At 69.5% G+C, this 15,765-nt stretch carries 16 protein-coding genes; 11 read left to right on the forward strand and 5 right to left on the reverse strand.

Annotated elements, in window-relative coordinates; translation table 11 throughout:
- Positions 1-96 precede the first annotated feature (96 nt).
- Both AC07OH_RS30870 and AC07OH_RS30875 read right to left on the reverse strand, forming a co-directional pair.
- Positions 97-1,005, reverse strand: coding sequence for a ketopantoate reductase family protein (locus tag AC07OH_RS30870; protein WP_495303224.1), 909 nt, complete (start codon positions 1,003-1,005; stop codon positions 97-99).
- Between the two features lie 52 nt (positions 1,006-1,057).
- Positions 1,058-1,972 carry a LysR substrate-binding domain-containing protein gene (locus AC07OH_RS30875; protein ID WP_070061858.1) on the reverse strand — a complete coding sequence of 305 codons (915 nt, stop codon included), beginning with the start codon at positions 1,970-1,972 and terminating at the stop codon, positions 1,058-1,060.
- A 187-nt stretch (positions 1,973-2,159) separates the two neighbouring features.
- Between AC07OH_RS30875 and AC07OH_RS30880 the strand changes: the two genes are divergently transcribed.
- The 7 genes from AC07OH_RS30880 to AC07OH_RS30910 all read left to right on the forward strand — a co-directional run bounded on the left by AC07OH_RS30880 (position 2,160) and on the right by AC07OH_RS30910 (position 9,083).
- A complete protein-coding gene (locus AC07OH_RS30880) occupies positions 2,160-2,927 on the forward strand; it encodes an ABC transporter permease (protein ID WP_495268035.1) in 768 nt (255 codons plus the stop codon).
- Entirely contained in the window at positions 2,924-3,952 is a 1,029-nt protein-coding gene (locus AC07OH_RS30885) for an ABC transporter ATP-binding protein (RefSeq protein ID WP_495303225.1), read from the forward strand. Before AC07OH_RS30880 ends, AC07OH_RS30885 begins: the two co-directional genes overlap by 4 nt.
- 23 nt (positions 3,953-3,975) lie before the next feature.
- On the forward strand, positions 3,976-5,052 hold the full coding sequence (locus AC07OH_RS30890) for an extracellular solute-binding protein (protein WP_062481407.1): 1,077 nt from the start codon (positions 3,976-3,978) through the stop codon (positions 5,050-5,052).
- 9 nt (positions 5,053-5,061) lie between these two features.
- Positions 5,062-5,883 carry an ABC transporter permease gene (locus AC07OH_RS30895; RefSeq protein WP_095747076.1) on the forward strand — a complete coding sequence of 274 codons (822 nt, stop codon included), beginning with the start codon at positions 5,062-5,064 and terminating at the stop codon, positions 5,881-5,883.
- Positions 5,834-6,382 (forward strand): TIGR00725 family protein, encoded by a 549-nt coding sequence (locus tag AC07OH_RS30900; RefSeq protein ID WP_062481403.1) that lies wholly within the window; start codon positions 5,834-5,836, stop codon positions 6,380-6,382. The genes AC07OH_RS30895 and AC07OH_RS30900 overlap by 50 nt, the downstream gene beginning before the upstream one ends.
- A gap of 45 nt (positions 6,383-6,427) precedes the next feature.
- Entirely contained in the window at positions 6,428-7,945 is a 1,518-nt protein-coding gene (locus tag AC07OH_RS30905; protein WP_489061101.1) for an AMP nucleosidase, read from the forward strand.
- 115 nt (positions 7,946-8,060) lie between these two features.
- Positions 8,061-9,083, forward strand: coding sequence for a Bug family tripartite tricarboxylate transporter substrate binding protein (locus AC07OH_RS30910; RefSeq protein ID WP_495303226.1), 1,023 nt, complete (start codon positions 8,061-8,063; stop codon positions 9,081-9,083).
- Between the two features lie 12 nt (positions 9,084-9,095).
- Here AC07OH_RS30910 and AC07OH_RS30915 read toward each other — a convergent pair whose 3' ends face one another.
- Positions 9,096-9,791: an ArsR/SmtB family transcription factor gene (locus tag AC07OH_RS30915; protein ID WP_492737159.1), complete on the reverse strand. Its 696-nt coding sequence runs from the start codon at positions 9,789-9,791 to the stop codon at positions 9,096-9,098.
- Between the two features lie 83 nt (positions 9,792-9,874).
- Between AC07OH_RS30915 and AC07OH_RS30920 the strand changes: the two genes are divergently transcribed.
- Positions 9,875-11,038, forward strand: coding sequence for a cytochrome P450 (locus AC07OH_RS30920; RefSeq protein WP_495303227.1), 1,164 nt, complete (start codon positions 9,875-9,877; stop codon positions 11,036-11,038).
- A 1-nt stretch (position 11,039) separates the two neighbouring features.
- Here the strand turns inward: AC07OH_RS30920 and AC07OH_RS30925 are convergent, their stop codons facing one another.
- Both AC07OH_RS30925 and AC07OH_RS30930 read right to left on the reverse strand, forming a co-directional pair.
- Positions 11,040-12,005, reverse strand: a complete 966-nt coding sequence (locus AC07OH_RS30925) for a flavin-nucleotide-binding protein (RefSeq protein WP_495303228.1) — start codon at positions 12,003-12,005, stop codon at positions 11,040-11,042.
- Entirely contained in the window at positions 12,002-12,667 is a 666-nt protein-coding gene (locus AC07OH_RS30930; RefSeq protein ID WP_495303229.1) for a glutathione S-transferase family protein, read from the reverse strand. The genes AC07OH_RS30925 and AC07OH_RS30930 overlap by 4 nt, the downstream gene beginning before the upstream one ends.
- A 105-nt stretch (positions 12,668-12,772) precedes the next feature.
- On the opposite strand from AC07OH_RS30930, the gene AC07OH_RS30935 reads away from it, so the two are divergent.
- The 3 genes from AC07OH_RS30935 to AC07OH_RS30945 are packed head-to-tail and all read left to right on the forward strand — an operon-like array spanning position 12,773 to position 15,528.
- The gene (locus tag AC07OH_RS30935) at positions 12,773-13,663 is read left to right on the forward strand and encodes a LysR family transcriptional regulator (protein WP_495303230.1); all 891 of its coding nucleotides are present in this window, start codon (positions 12,773-12,775) and stop codon (positions 13,661-13,663) included.
- A 38-nt stretch (positions 13,664-13,701) separates the two neighbouring features.
- The gene (locus tag AC07OH_RS30940) at positions 13,702-14,667 is read left to right on the forward strand and encodes an ATP-binding cassette domain-containing protein (protein WP_235926963.1); all 966 of its coding nucleotides are present in this window, start codon (positions 13,702-13,704) and stop codon (positions 14,665-14,667) included.
- Positions 14,668-14,676: 9 nt separating this feature from the next.
- The gene (locus tag AC07OH_RS30945; protein WP_495303231.1) at positions 14,677-15,528 is read left to right on the forward strand and encodes an ABC transporter permease; all 852 of its coding nucleotides are present in this window, start codon (positions 14,677-14,679) and stop codon (positions 15,526-15,528) included.
- The last annotated feature ends 237 nt before the right edge of the window (positions 15,529-15,765 follow it).

The following is a 15,765-nucleotide window of genomic DNA, read 5'->3' on the forward strand; positions in this document are numbered from 1 at the left end:
GCGCTTCTTGTGTGGGAACGGAGTGGCAGACCCCGTCGTGTCGCGCCGTGCGAGGCGCGTTTCAAAATGATACAGAAGTCGCGCCAACCGTCGAGGCTAGAGGCGAGCCCCATGCTGCTTGTCTTCCAGCAGCTTCACCATCACGAACAACACCCGGTTCGCCGGCGTCGGCACGCCCAGCGCCTCGCCGCGCCGCACGACCAGCCCGTTGAGGTGGTCGATCTCGCTGCGCTTGCCGCGTGCGAGGTCCTGCGCGGTCGACGAGTACTGCGAGGGCATCGACTGCGCGATGCCGCGCACCGCCGCGTCGACGTCGCCCGGAATCACCACGCCCTCGGCCTTCGCCACCGCGAGGCATTCGGCGACCACGTCGCGGATCACGTCCGTCACGCCCGTGCCCTGCACGAGCTCGCCGTAGGGCAGCTGCGACACGGCCGACAGCGCGTTGTAGGCGCAGTTGAGCACCAGCTTGGCCCACAGCGCGCCGCGCACGTTGTCGGAAATCTGCGTGGGCACGCCCGCCGCGATCAGTGCCTGCGCGACCTCGTCGCTGCGGCGCGAGGGCGCGATCACCAGCTCGCCGCGGCCGTGGTGCTTCACGTGGCCCGGCCCCGCCATCTCGGTCGCCACGTAGACCACGGCGGCGGCCACGTCGTGCGACGGCAGCGCCGCGCGCACGCGCGCGTCGTTGTCGACGCCGTTCTGCAGCGTGAGCACCAGCGCGCCGGGCGCGAGGTGCGGCTGGATCTGCGCGGCGGCCGATTCGGTGTCGGTGGACTTCACGCAGAACAGCACCAGGTCGGCGCCCTGCACGGCACCGGCCTCGGTACTGGCCTCGAGGCGCACCTGTTCATCGAAGGCCTTCGTCTCCAGTCGCAGCCCGTTCGCACGCACCGCCTCCACATGCGAAGGCCGGCCGATCAGCACCACCGCGTGGCCCGCGCGCGCCAGCATGGCGCCGTAGTAACAGCCGACCGCGCCGGCACCCATGACTGCGACTTTCATCGATTCGATTCCTTGGTTGTTCCGTGGACGGAGCGTAGCGAAGACGGCCGCTTCATGCCTCGGTCTCCACGCCGCGCGACTTCTGCCCTTCGTCCATGATCCATTCGCGAAACGCCGCGAAGGCCGGCAGGTCGAGGCGGTCGGGCCGGTAGCACAGGTAGTGGCCCTGGTCCACGCGCACCGGCGTGCCGCAGGGGCTCAGCAGCGCGCCTTCGGCCAGCTCTTCCTGCACCAGCAGCTTGGGCACGAGGCCGATGCCCAGCCCGTTGAGCGCCGCCTGGATCAGCGCCGAGTACTGCGCGAAGCGCGGGCCGGCCACGGTCTGCACCTCGGGCACGCCGTGCTGCGCGGCCCACTGGCGCCAGGCGGTGGGCGCGCCCTCGTGGTGCAGCAAGGTGTGGCCGACGATGTCGATGGGCTGCACGATGCGGTGGCGCCCCTCGACCAGCGCACGCGCCACGATCAGCACGAACTCGCGCCCCGCGATGTACTCGGACACCACGCCGGGCCAGCCGTCGGGGCCGTAGCGGATGGCGGCATCGACGCCGGCCGGGATGCCGTCGCTGGGCTCCAGGTGGCGGCTGAAGCTCAGCATCACGTGGCGGCTCTTCTGGCTGAAGGCCGGCAGGCGCGGAATGAGCCATTTGGTGAGGAAGGTGGGCACGCTGGCCAGCGTGAGCAGGCCGGCGCCGGCATCGCCCGAGCGCGCCTCGAAGGTCGCGGTCTCGATGGCGCGCAGGCCGCCTGAGATCTTCTGCCAGTACACGCGCCCCTGCGGCGTGAGCTGCACGCCGCGGCCATTCTTCTGCAGCAACTCGCGGCCCAGGAAAGCCTCGAGCCCCGCGATCTGCTTGCTGACGGCGCTCACGGTGATGCACAGGGCACCGGCCGCGAGCGTGATGCTCTGCTGGCGCGCCACGGCGTCGAAGGCCAGCAGTTCCTGGATGGTGGGGCAGTCGCGTTTCATGCCTGGCTCCGGTTGATGAAAGTCGTGTGAAAAACACTTGCCGATTGCTCAAGTGTCGTCATCCAACTTTCACCCATAAGTGTGCATCTGCTTCCTAGAATTCGCTGGAACGCGGCAATCCGCCGTGGGCAAAAAGTAGAGCATCCGGAAAGTATGCCGGGTGCGCAAGACCTTCGGAGACACCCCCTTGATTCGCGGCATCTCGCTCGTCTACGGCCTGTACCTGCTGCTGCCCATCGCCCTGCTGGCGATCGGCAGCTTCGGCGGCAACTGGACCAACACGCTGCTGCCCACGGGCATCACCGGGCAGTGGTATGTCGACCTGTGGCTGGACACCTCGTTCCGCAAGGCCTTCGTGAGCAGCCTCGTGGTGGCGATGGCGGCCTGCGCGATCAACACGGTGCTGGCGCTGCCGCTGGCCTATGCGCTGTACCACGGCGCGCGGCGCGGCAGCAGCATCGCGGCGCGCATCGTGAGCGCCACGCCGGTCGCGGTGCCGACCATCACGCTGGCCTTCGGCTACATGATCGTGTTCAACACCGACCTCGCACCCTGGCTGGGCTCGATGCCGCTGCTGATCGCCGCGCACGCGATCCTCACGCTGCCCTACCTCACGAACACGCTGCTCACCGACCTGCGCCACCTGGACCTCGGGCGGCTCGAGCAGGCCGCCGCCACGCTCGGCGCCTCGGGCTGGCAGCAGTTCACCGGCATCGTGCTGCCCAGCCTGCGCCAGAGCCTGATCAGCGGGCTGGTGATGGTGGCGGCCATCTCGGTGGGCGAGTTCGGGTTGTCGAACCTGCTCACGAGCTTCCAGAACCGCACCTACCCGGTGGTGCTGCTGCAGGCCTTCTACGGCGCGACGGGCTTTGCCTGCGCGGCGACCGTCATCCTTCTCGTGCTGGCGAGCGCGTCGGCCCTTCTTTCCTCTTCTCTGGTGAAGCAGCGCGCATGAGCCTCTTACTCGACAACGTCAGCTACAACTACCCCGGCAGCGCGCACGGCCTGCACGACGTGTCGCTCGACGTGCGCACGGGCGAACTCGTGGCGGTGATCGGGCCCAGCGGCTCGGGCAAGTCGACGCTGCTCAAGCTGGTGGCGGGGCTGGAGACCGGCCACACGGGCCGCATCGTGCTCGGCGGCGACGACATGTCGCGCACGCCGGTGCACCAGCGCCACATCGGCATGGTGTTCCAGAGCTATGCGCTGTTCCCGCACCTGAGCGTGCTCGACAACGTGGCCTACGGGCTCAAGCTGCGCAAGGTGGACACGGCCCCGCGCCGCCAGCGCGCGCAGGAGCTGCTCGACATCGTCGGGCTGGGCGACCATGCACAGCGCGCCGTGGCGCAACTCTCGGGCGGCCAGCAGCAGCGCGTGGCGCTGGCCCGTGCGCTCGCCATCGATCCGCGCGCGTTGCTGCTCGACGAACCGCTGTCGGCACTCGACGCCAGCGTGCGCGGCCATCTGCGCGACCAGATCCGCGCGATCCAGCAGCGCTTCAACGCGACCACGCTGCTGGTCACGCACGACCAGGAAGAAGCGCTGGTGATGGCCGACCGCGTGGCCATGCTCAAGGACGGCCGCCTGCTGCAGATCGCCACGCCGCGCGAGATCTACGAGCACCCCGCGAGCCGCGCGGTGGCGGAGTTCGTCGGGCTCTCGACCATCCTGCCCGCCAAGGTGGCCTCGCCGGGCCGGCTCGACATGGGCTTTGCCGAACTCTTCGCCGAGACCGGCAACCGGCCCTTCGGCACGCCGGTGCATGTGCTGGTGCGGCCCGAACACATCCAGCCCGACCCGACGCCCGACAGCGTGAACCGCCTGGCCGGCCGCACCGGCGCGCAGCGCTACCTGGGCGCGCTCACGCGCTACGACTTCGACGTGGCGGGTGCCGGAAAGCCCTTCCTCGCCGAGTCCGCAGCACCAGCCGCCGAAGCGATCGCCATCGCTCCCGAACACCTTCGCCTGCTCGACCACTGACCTTTTCCTTCCAAGGAGCCCCCATGCAACGCAGACATCTGATCCAGGCCGCCGGCGCATTGCCCGTGCTGTCCCTTGCGCGCACCGCCTTCGCCTTCGACGGCCCCGAGCTCTACGCGGGCGAGAAGGCGCTGTACGCCGAAGCGCAGAAGGAAGGCCTGTGCGTCTCCTTCGACACCGGCCCCGAATGGGCCAACTGGAAGTCGCTGTTCCGCGACTTCAAGAAGCGCTACCCCGAGATCGAGCTGACCTACAACGACATCGGCTCGGCCGCCACCGTGGTCGCGCTCGAAAAGACCAAGCGCCGCCCGCAAGCCGACACCGCCTACTACTTCGCCGCCTCGGCCGTCGATGCCGCGAAGAAGGACGTGGTCGCGCCCTTCAAGCCCGTCAACTTCGACAAGCTGCCGGCCGTGTTCCGCGAGGCCGAGGGCCGCTGGTTCACCATCCACACGCTCAACATCGCCTTCCTCGTGAACAAGAAGCTGGTGAAGAACGTGCCCACGGGCTGGGCCGACCTGCTCAAGCCCGAGTTCAAGAGCACGGTGGTGTACCTCGACCCGCGCTCCACCGGCATCGGCCAGGTGCTGACCTTCGCCGCGGCCTACGCCAACGGCGGCAGCGTCGACAACGTGCAGCCCGGCACCGACTACCTGGGCAAGCTGCATGCGGCCGGCAACGTGCTGCGCGTGGAAGGCACCACGCCGTATGCCAAGTTCCTGAAAGGCGAGATCCCGGTGTGGATCAGCTACGAGAACGACGGCCTCAAGGCCAAGCATGTCGACGGCATGGGCGACGCGGTCGAGGTCGTGATCCCGAAGGAAGCCAGCGTGGCCGCGCCGTACGCCATCAGCCTCGTGAAGAACGGCCCGAACCCGAACGCCGGCAAGCTGTGGCTCAACTTCATCATGAGCGAGGCCGGCCAGTCGCTGTTCGCGCAGGGCTTCGTGCGGCCCGCCGTGCCGGGCACGCCGCTGTCGGCCGATGTCGCGGCCAAGATGCCGGCCGCACCGCAGATCAAGCCGCTGGACGTGGTGAAGGCCTCGGAGCGCAAGGCCGAGGTCGACAAGCTCTGGGCGCAGGCCGCGCTGGGCAAGTAAGAGGCCGTGATGCGACGCTTCGGCGCCTGGCCCGCCTGGGCCTTCATGGCGCTCTTCTTCGCGGTGCCGCTGGCGGCGCTGCTGCCCGAGGCCTTCGGCGAGGGCGGCAGCGCCTTCGGGCGACTGTTCGGCAACCCGCTGTTCTTCGGCGCGCTGCGCAACACGCTGGGCCTGGGCCTGGCGGCGGGCGCGATCTCGGCGCTGGTGGGCACCTGCATCGCCATCGAACTGGCGCGCCAGCCCGAGGGCCGGCGCCAATGGATGATGACCCTGCTGGGCCTGCCGCTGGCGTTCTCGGGGCTGGTGATCGCCTACGGCTTCATCCTCGCGTTCGGGCGCGCGGGCTTCGTGACGCAGCTGCTCGCAGGGCTGGGCGCCGACCCGGCCGTGATCGGCAGCTGGATCTACAGCGTGTCGGGCCTGGGTCTGGCCTATGCCTACTACCTGATCCCGCGCGTGGCGCTGTCGTTGTACCCGGTGTTCGCCAACCTCGACCTGCGCCCGGCGCAGGCGGCGCGCACGCTGGGCGCCTCGAAGGCGCGCGCCTTCCGGGACACGGTGCTGCCCGAGGTGCTGCCCTCGGTGCTGTCGAACGCCTGCATGGTGGCCGCGATTGCCATGGGCACCTACGGCACGGCGCTGGCGCTGGTGGGCACGCAGCTGAACATCCTGCCGCTGATGCTGCTCGCGCAGGTGGGCGACGGCGGGTCCGATTTCGCGGTGGCGGCGGCCCTGTCGCTGGTGCTGATGGTGGTGTGTGTGGTCGTGATGGGAGTGGGCGATGTCTTTACACGAAGGCGCGAGCGCGGTGCTGTCGGCGCCGGTCACTGAGGCGCTGACGCGCCTGGCGCAACGGCAGTGGGGGCCGCAGCGCCACCGCCAGCCGGTGGCGATGCTCGGCCCGGGCGACGGTGGCCCGGCCGAATGCGAGGCCGCCTACGCGGTGGCGCATGCGCTGGCCGGCGCGGGCATGGCGGTGGTCTGCGGCGGGCGCGGCGGCGTGATGGCCGCGGCCTCGCGCGGCGCGGTGGAGGCCGGCGGCATCGCCGTGGGCATCCTGCCCGAGGACGACGACCGCCATGCCAACGAATGGCTCAGCGTGGCCATTCCCACCGGCATGGGCGAGATGCGCAACGGCATCATCGCGCGCAGCGGCGTGTGCCTGGTCGCCATCGGCGGCAACATGGGCACGCTGTCGGAGATGGCGATGGGCCTGAAATGGGGCAAGCCGGTGTTCGTGATGCACGGCGACGTCGCCCTGCCCGGCGCGGTGCAGGCCACGGACGTGGACGACATGCTGGCCAAGGTGCTGGCCTGCCTTTTGGACTGACCGTCTGGCCTCCCCATCGACACGGGCGCATTGCACAATGACGGCATGCCCTACATGCCCACCTTTGTCGCTCCCGCCCGTTTCACCGACGCCGCCGAGGCGCTCGACCAGGTCAAAGCCATCTACCAGGGCGGCCTGGCCCACCTGCGCGAATCGATGCTGCGCTTCGTCGCCGGCGAGGCGCTGCCAGGCCGGGTGCGGGCCTGCTACCCGTTCGTGCGGGTGCACACGCACACCGTCTCGCGCCACACGCCGCCGGCCAACGCCGGCCTGAGCTACGGCTTCGTGGCCGGCCCCGGCCGCTACGAGACCACGCTGACGCGGCCCGACCTGTTCTCGCGCTACTACCTCGACCAGTTCCGCCTGCTGCTGGAAAACCACCAGGTCGAGATCGAGGTCGGCACCAGCACGCAGCCCATTCCGATCCACTTCTCGTTCGCCGAGAACGACCACATCGAAGGCACGATGAGCGCCGAGCGCCGCGCCCTCATGCGCGACGTGTTCGACCTGCCCGACCTGGGCGCCATGGACGACGGCATTGCCAACGGCACCTTCGAGGCGCTGCCCGGCGAGCCGCAGCCGCTGTCGCTGTTCACGGCGGCGCGCGTCGACTACTCGCTGCACCGCCTGCGCCACTACACGGGCACGGCGCCCGAGTGGTTCCAGAACTTCGTGCTGTTCACCAACTACCAGTTCTACATCGACGAGTTCGTGCGCCTGGGCCACGAGGCCATGGCCGACGAGAACAGCGAGTACATCGCCTTCATCGAGCCCGGCAACGTGATCACGCGCCGGCGCGGGCTGGCCGCGGGCCACAGCGACACCTTCGCCCACCTGCTGGACGGCAGCCAGGGCACCGCGCCGCCGCGCCTGCCGCAGATGCCGGCCTACCACCTCGTGCGCGAGGACTACAGCGGCATCACCATGACCAACATCGGCGTGGGCCCGGCCAACGCCAAGACCATCACCGACCACATCGCCGTGCTGCGCCCGCACGCCTGGATGATGCTGGGCCACTGCGCCGGCCTGCGCAACACGCAGCAGCTGGGCGACTACGTGCTGGCCCACGCCTACGTGCGCGAGGACCACGTGCTCGACGAGGAGCTGCCGCTGTGGGTGCCGATCCCGGCGCTGTCGGAGATCCAGCTCGCGCTCGAACAGGCGGTGGCCGACGTCACGAAGTGCGAAGGCCCCGACCTGAAGAAGATCATGCGCACCGGCACCGTGGCCAGCACCGACAACCGCAACTGGGAGCTGCTGCCCGGCAACCAGCCGCAGCGCCGCTTCAGCCAGAGCCGTGCCGTGGCGCTGGACATGGAAAGCGCCACCATCGCGGCCAACGGCTTCCGCTTCCGGGTGCCCTACGGCACGCTGCTGTGCGTGAGCGACAAGCCGCTGCACGGCGAGATCAAGCTGCCCGGCATGGCCAACCACTTCTACCGCGAGCGCGTGGAGCAGCACCTGCGCATCGGCATGCGCGCCATCGAGATCCTGCGCGAGGAAGGCACGACCCGGCTGCACAGCCGCAAGCTGCGAAGCTTCGCGGAAGTGGCTTTCCAGTAGGCTCCGACGCCTTTCGCCCCTTTTTTCCCCTCAGGGTTTCTCCCTGTGCGGGCGAGGGCGTGTTTGCCTTGTTTCGCGGACATCATTGGCTGTCACGTACACAAATGGAAACACGATGCGCCCGTCTTCGCTGCCTGCCGCCGCCCTTCCCCTGTCCCGCCGCCGTTTCGGCACCTGGCTGGCAGCCTCGGCCGCAGCCGCCGGTGCGGGCCAGGCCGCGCTGTGGGCCGGCAACGCCCGCGCGGCCGACGCGCCGCTGAGCAGCAAGCTGCGCATCGTCATTCCCGCCAACGAAGGCGGCGGCTGGGACCAGACCGGCCGCGCCCTCGGCGCCGCCCTGCTGGCCTCGGGCGCCGTGGGCAACGTCACCTACGAGAACATCGGCGGCAAGGGCGGCACCATCGGGCTGGCCAAGTACGTCGAGAAGTACGACGCCGACCCCGAGGCGCTGCTGGTCAGCGGCATGGTGATGGTCGGCGCGGTCGCGCTGCAAAAGCCCGCCGTCACGCTGGCGCACGTGTCGCCCGTGGCGCGCCTGACCAGCGACTACGAGGTGGTCGCCGTCAAGGCCGACTCGCCCATCAAGACCCCCAAGGACCTCATCGCCCAGCTGCGCGCCGATGCCGCCAACACGGTCATCGCGGGCGGCTCGGCCGGCGGCGTGGACCACATGTTCGCCGGCATGCTGGCGCGCGTGGCCGGCGCCTCGGCGTCGCTGAACTACCAGCCGCACCCGGGCGGCGCGCAGGTGGTCGAAGCGCTCGACACGGGCAAGGCGGCGGTCGGCATCTCGGGCTACAGCGAGTTCGCCGAGAACATCGCGAACGGCAAGCTGCGCGCCATCGGCGTGTCGTCCAAGCACCCGTTCCAGGGCATTTCGTCGGTGCGCCAGCAGGGCGTGGACGCCGACCTGGCCAACTGGCGCGGCGTGATGACCGGCAAGAAGGTCCCGCCCTACCGCCGCGGCCAGCTGCTCGACGCCGTGCAGCGCGCCACCACGCACGACCTCTGGCAGAAGACCATCAGGCGCAACAACTGGGACCCGTACTGGATGGCGGGCAAGGACTTCGAGAGCTTTCTCGAGCTCGACATTGCGATGGCCGGGCCGCTGATCTATCTGCTCAAGCTGAAAGCCTGAGCGCCCTCTCCTTCAAGCAAACAGTTCCGGCATCTCGCGCTGCGCCTTCGGCGTGAGCGTGAGCGCGCGCCCGTCGAGTTCCTGCCGCACCCAGCCGCGCCGCAGCGACAGCTGCAGCCACGCGGCCCCGAGCGCGCCACCCAGGTGCGGGCGGCGTTCGCTCCAGTCGAGGCAGGCGCAAGCGAAGCGGCGGCGCGAACGGCGCACGGCGTCGACCTCGACGCCCAGGCTCTCCAGCGCGATCGCGCCGTCGGGCGTGAGTTCGTACGAGCCGCTCGCCAGGCCGCTGAGCCAGCCCTGCGCATGCAGGCGGTCGTGCAGCGCGACGCCCGCGGTGCCGGCCATGTGGTCGTAGCAGGTGCGCGCGCTGCGCAGGCGGCTCGGCGTGTTGGGCTGGAAGGCGGCAGCGGCGGGGCGCGGTGCGCCGGCCACCACCATGAGGCTTTCGAGCGCGGCAGCCACGTCGTCGCTGGCCAGGCGGAAGTAGCGGTGCTTGCCTTGTACGAGCACCTCGACCAGCCGCTCTTCTTTCAGGCGCGCGAGGTGCGCGCTCGCGGTCGAAGCGGCCACCTCGGCCACGGTGGCGAGCTCGGTGGCGGTGCGGGCGTGGCCGTCCATCAGGCAGTTCAGCATGCGGGCGCGCGCCGGCTCGGCGATGGCGCCGGCGAGGCGGGCGAGCTGGAAGTCGGAAGCGGTGGTGTCGTCCATGCGGGCATCCTAAGGCGGCGCCGCATCCCACACTTCGTTCGCGGCCGAAGTGTGTCGGCGGCGGCGAACGCACACTGCGCGCCATGAACACCGCCACGCTCACTCATCCCGCCGACCCGGTCGCCGCCGCCACGCATGCCGACCCGTACCCGTACTACGCCACGTTGCGCGACGGCCCGGCTCTCGCGTGGCACGAAGGCTTGCGCGTGTGGGTCGCGAGCCGCGCCGATGTCGTCATGCAGGTGCTGCAGGCCCACGGGGCGCTGCGCGTGCGCCCTGCCGCCGAGCCCGTGCCGCGCGCGATCGTGGGCAGCCCGGCGGGCGAGGTGTTCGGTCACCTCGTGCGCATGAACGACGGCCCCGCGCACCAGGCGCACCGGCCGGCACTGCAGCGCGCGCTGGCCGGACTCGACCTGCAGGCGGCGCACGCCGCCGCGCTCGACGTGGCGCAGCAGCTGCCTGCGCAGGCTCCGCTGTCCGAGGCGTTGTTTTCGCTGCCCGTGCGGGCGATGGCGCACCTGCTCGGGTTCGACGGTGCGACGCTGCCGCAGGTGGACCGCTGGATGCGCGACTTCGTCGCCTGCCTCTCGCCGCTGTCGAACGCAGACCAATTGCAGGCGGCGAGCATGGCGGCCGGCGAACTGATGAACCGCTTCGAAACCCTGAGCGCGAGCGCCTCGCCACGCGACGGCACGCTGCTGTCGGCGGTGCTGGCCGAAAGCGCGGCAAGCGCGCCGCTCTCGCGCGCGCTGCTGGCCAACCTCGTGGGCCTGCTCTCGCAGACCTGCGACGCCACCGCGGGTCTGCTGGGCAACAGCCTCGTTGCGCTGGTGCGCGAGCCTGCGCTGCGCCCGCTGGCACGCACGCGCGACGGGCTGCTCGCCATCGTGGAAGAGACATCGCGCCACGACCCGTCGGTGCAGAACACGCGCCGCTTCGCGATCGAGCCCGTCGAGATCGCCGGCACCTCGCTGGCGGCGGGCGATGCGGTGCTGGTGCTGCTGGCCTCGGCGCAGCGCGATCCGGCGTTCAACCCCGAGCCCGACCGCTTCATGCCCGTGCGCGCGCAGCGTCGCGTGCTTGGCTTCGGTCATGGCCTGCATGCCTGCCCGGGGCAGGCGCTGGCCTGCACGCTGGCTGCTGCTGGCCTCGAAGCGCTGCTGCGCCAACACAGCGCCTCCGATCTCGACACGCTCGGCTGGCACTACCGCCCATCGGTCAACGGGCGCATTCCCGTCTTCGACTGAGTCAGTGCGCGGCCCAGCGCCCCGTGCCCGCCAGGTGCGGCGACAACGCGGCCTCGCCCCAGCGCAGCGGCAGCGCGGCCGGACGGCGCAGCGCGCGCGTGACGTGAAAGCGCATGAGCCGCTCCGCGCCTTCGAACGCGGCCACCTCGGGCCCCTCCATGACAATCTCCGCCGTGGCGCTCAGGTGCAACAGCTCACCCGTGTCGAAATCGACGAACAGCAGACCCGCGCGCGGGTGCGCCTGCAGGTTGCCCAGCGTGTTGAAGAAGCGGTTGCCGTTGAAGTCGGGCACGGTGAGCACGCCGCCCGCATCGACGCGCACGAAGCCAGGCCGACCGCCGCGGTGCGACACGTCGACGCCGTGCGAGCGCGCATCGGCCGCGTCGCCCGCCGCCACCGCGTCGGGGTACGCCGTGGCGATGAACAGCGTGTCGGCCGCGCCGATGAGCCGCTCGGCCGCGAGGTCGAGCGTGTCGAGCCACTGCACGGCGGGCTCGTTGGCCGGCGGCGCGGCGAACACCGGCTCGCGCGCCTGGATGTAGCGCGGGCAGTTGCCGAAGCTCTGCTGCACCTCGACCATGAAGCCCACCGCATCGAGCGCCTCGACCGTGCCGTTCATGCGGTTGCGCCGCCGCGTGTGCGGCTGGATGCCCAGCAGCCCCAGCGTGGCGCCGGGCGCGAGCTGGGCCGTCAGCGGATCGCCGGCGTCCGGCAGTGCGTCGATGCGCAGGTGCGTGGCGTCGGGCGAGTGTGCAAAGCCGGCCGGCGCGGCGAGCATGCTGGCCCACGGCTGCAGCTCGGCATCGAGGCTGCCGACCACGAGGAACGGCAGCAGCGCGAAGAACTCGCGGTGCTGGTCGGGCATGTAGTCGCGGATCACGCGCGGGCCCGCCACCTCCATCTGCTCGCGCGAGCCCACGAGCGACTGCAGCGCGCGCTCGCCGGCGTGGAAGGGCGCGGCGATCATGACGCCACCGCCAGGCCGACCGGCGAACGCACCATCGGCACGAACCCCGGCAAGGCTTCCACGCGCGCCAGCCAGGCGCGCAGCTGCGGATAGGCGTCGAGCGACACGCTGCCCTCGGGCGCATGGGCCACGTAGGCGTAGTTCGCGATGTCGGCCAGCGTGGCCGACGGGCCGGCGAGGAAGGGCTGCTCGGACAGGCAGGTTTCCATCACCGAGAGCAGCGCGTGCGAGCGCTTGACGGTCTCGGTGCGGTCGGCGTCCACGCCGAACAGCACCATGATGCGCGCCGCCGCCGGGCCGTAGGCCAGCGGGCCCGCCGCCACCGAGAACCAGCGCTGCACGCGCGCCGCGCCCACCGGGTCGCGCGGCATCCAGCGCGCCGGGTCGGGGGCGTAGCGTTCGTTGAGGTACACGAGGATGGCGTTGGAGTCGGCCAGCGTGACCTCGCCGTCCTCGATCACCGGCACCTGGCCGAAGGGGTTGCGCGCCAGGAACTCCGGCGTGCGGTGCTCGCGCTGGCGCAGGTTGAGCTCGACGATCTCGAAGGGCAGGCCCAGCACCGAGAGGAAGAAGCGCACGCGGTGCACGTGGCCCGAGATGGCGCTGCCGAAGAGCTGGATGGGCTGGGCGGGCTGACGGGTGTTGGTGCTGTTCTCGGTCATGAAGAGTCCTTCGGTTGGGTATGGCCTCGATTCTTCTCTATTCCACCAAATGAATGAATAGCCTTTGCCGGATTTGACTGCTGCGTTTTCCGGTTTAATCGCGTCATGGATCGCTTCAAAGCCATGCAGACCTTCGTGCAGATTGCCGACCAGGGCAGCCTGACCCGCGCCGCCGAGGCGCTCGGCAGTTCGCTGCCCGCCGTGGTGCGCGCGCTCGCCGCGCTCGAGGCGCACCTGGGCGTGCGCCTGTTCCACCGCACCACGCGGCGCCTGTCGCTCACCGAGGAGGGCCGCCATTACCTGCCGAGCGCGCGCGAGGTGCTGCTCGCGGCCGACGCCGCCGACCAGGCGCTGAAGGCCGAGGCGCGCGAGCCCGCCGGGCAGCTGGTCATCACCGCGCCGGTGCTGTTCGGCCACATGTACGTGGCGCCGGCCATCGTGCGTTTCATGCAGCGCCACGAGAAGGTGCGCTGCAGCGTGCGGCTGCACGACCGCACGGTGAATTTGCTCGAAGAAGGCATCGACGTCGGCATCCGCATCAGCCCGCTCGAAGACTCGTCGCTGGTGGCGCAGACCCTGGGCACCATCCGCCGCGTGGTGGCGGCCAGCCCCGCCTTCCTGGCGCAACACGGCGTGCCGCGCCATCCGCGCGACCTGGCGGGTGCGCCCTGCGTGCGCGGGCGCATCGATGCACCGCCCCAATGGGCGTTCCGCGACGGCGGCAAGACCGTGCACGTCACGCCCGAGAACCGCCTGGAGTTCAACCACCTCGCGCCCGCCATCGAGGCCTGCGCCGCCGGCATGGGCTTCGGCACCTTCTTCTCCTACCAGGTGCTTCCGCACGTGGCGCAGGGTCGGCTGCAGCTGGTGCTCGAAGACTACGAGCCCGCGCCCCGGCCGGTGAGCGTGATCTACCCGAACGCGCGGCTGCTGCCGGCGCGCACGCGGGCCTTCATCGACTGGATGAAAAGCGAGTTCAGCGGCTTGCGCATGTAGCTGCTGCGCCAATCGGCCGGCTGCGTCAGAATGGCCGCGTGCCATCCCACACCACCCCCTCCTCGCCTTCGTCCTCGTCTTCTTCCCCGTTGTTCCAGGTCCGTGGGCTGCGCAAGCGCTACGGCGAGACCACGGTCGTCGACGACCTCTCGTTCGAGATCGCGCCCGGCGAGTGCCTGGGCGTGATCGGGCCGAACGGCGCGGGCAAGACCACCACCATCCGCATGTGCCTGGGCCTCACCGCGCCCGACGGCGGCAGCATCGACGCGCTGGGCCTGCAGATGCCGCGCGACGCGCTGGCCATCAAGGCGCAGCTGGGCGTGGTGTCGCAGTTCGACACCCTCGACCCCGACTTCAGCTGCGCCGAGAACCTCGTGGTGTACGGCCGTTACTTCGGCTTCAGCAAGGCGCATGTGCGCGCACGCGTGCCGCAGCTGCTGGAGTTCGCCGCGCTCTCGCACAAGGCCGACGCCAAGCCCGGCGAGCTGTCGGGCGGCATGCGCCGGCGCCTGTCGCTGGCGCGCGCGCTGGTGAACGACCCCAAGTTGCTGCTGCTCGACGAGCCCACCACCGGGCTCGACCCGCAGGCGCGGCACCTGATGTGGGAACGGCTGCAGGTGCTGTTGCAGCAGGGCAAGTCGATCCTGTTGACCACGCACTTCATGGACGAGGCCGAGCGCCTGTGTTCGCGGCTGCTGGTGCTCGACCATGGCCGCAAGATTGCCGAGGGCCGGCCGCGCGATCTGATTGCCGAGCACCTGGAGCCTGATGTGGTCGAGGTGTATGGCAATGGGGCGCTGTCGCTGGCCGGCTCGGCGGAGCTGCAGGCGCTGGCTGCGCGCGTGGAGGTGAGCGGAGAGACGGTGTTCTTCTACACGCAGGATGCGCGGCGTCTGCTCGACGCGCTGACGCAGCACGGCGGGCTGCGCACCTTTCATCGGCCGGCCAATCTGGAAGATCTTTTCCTCAAGCTCACCGGTCGACAGATTCGCCAGGATGGCTAGGCCTTCTTTATGAATACAACCACTGCTTCTTCTGCTGCTGTTTCTCCCGAGGCACCTGTGCCGCCTTCACCCTCCGTGTGGCGCGCGCCTGAACTGTCGATGCGATGGTGGCCGGTGTTTTTGCGCAACCTGCTGGTGTGGCGCAAGCTTGCCTTGCCGAGCCTGATCGGGAACATCGCGGAGCCGCTGATCTGGCTTGTGGCGTTTGGCTACGGCATGGGCGCACTCGTCGGGCAGGTGACGGTGGACGGCACGCAGGTGCCCTACATCCTGTTCCTGGCGAGTGGGTCGATCTGCATGAGTGCGATGAATGCGGCGAGCTTCGAGGCGCTGTATTCGGCGTTTTCTCGGATGCATGTGCAGAAGACTTGGGACGGGATCATGAATGCGCCGGTGGGGCTGGATGACATCGTGCTTGCGGAGATGTTGTGGGCGGCGTTCAAGTCGATTTTTACTGTGACTGCGATCTTGTTTGTGATGTTGGGGTTGGGGATCAGTCACAGCCCCAAGTTGATCGTGGCCTGGATGGTTTTGATTGGGTGTGGGATCACGTTTTCTTCGGTGGCGTTGATCTTCAATGCGTTGGCTAAGGGGTATGACTTTTTTACCTACTACTTCACGTTGTTCATGACGCCGATGATGTTTTTGAGTGGGGTGTTTTTTCCTTTGGAGCAGTTGCCTTCTGTGGTGCGTTCTGTGGCTGCCTGGTTGCCTTTGACCAATGCTGTGGCTTTGGTGCGGCCGCTGTTTATGGATCGGTGGCCTGAGGGGTGGTGGGTGCATGCGGGTGTTTTGGTTTTGTATGCGGTCGTTGCTTTCTGGGTTGCTTTGGCTTTGACTCGGAAACGGTTTCGGGGGTGACTTCTGGTTAGTGGGTCTGGTTTGCTTTCCGAGGCCGGGTCTCGCCCCGGCGGGCGACCTACTTTTCTTTGCTTCGCCAAAGAAACGTAGGCAAAAGAAAGGCGACCCTGCTGTCTGCGTCCCTTCGCTTCGCTGCGGGCAACCTGCGGTGCTCACGTTCCGCGGGGTCTCGCCCAAACTCGCTTCGCTCAAACAAGGGCGAGCCCTGATCCGCGAAACGCTGCGCTCCTCGGCGCA

Source organism: Variovorax sp. GW821-FHT10C12 (assembly GCF_059415405.1).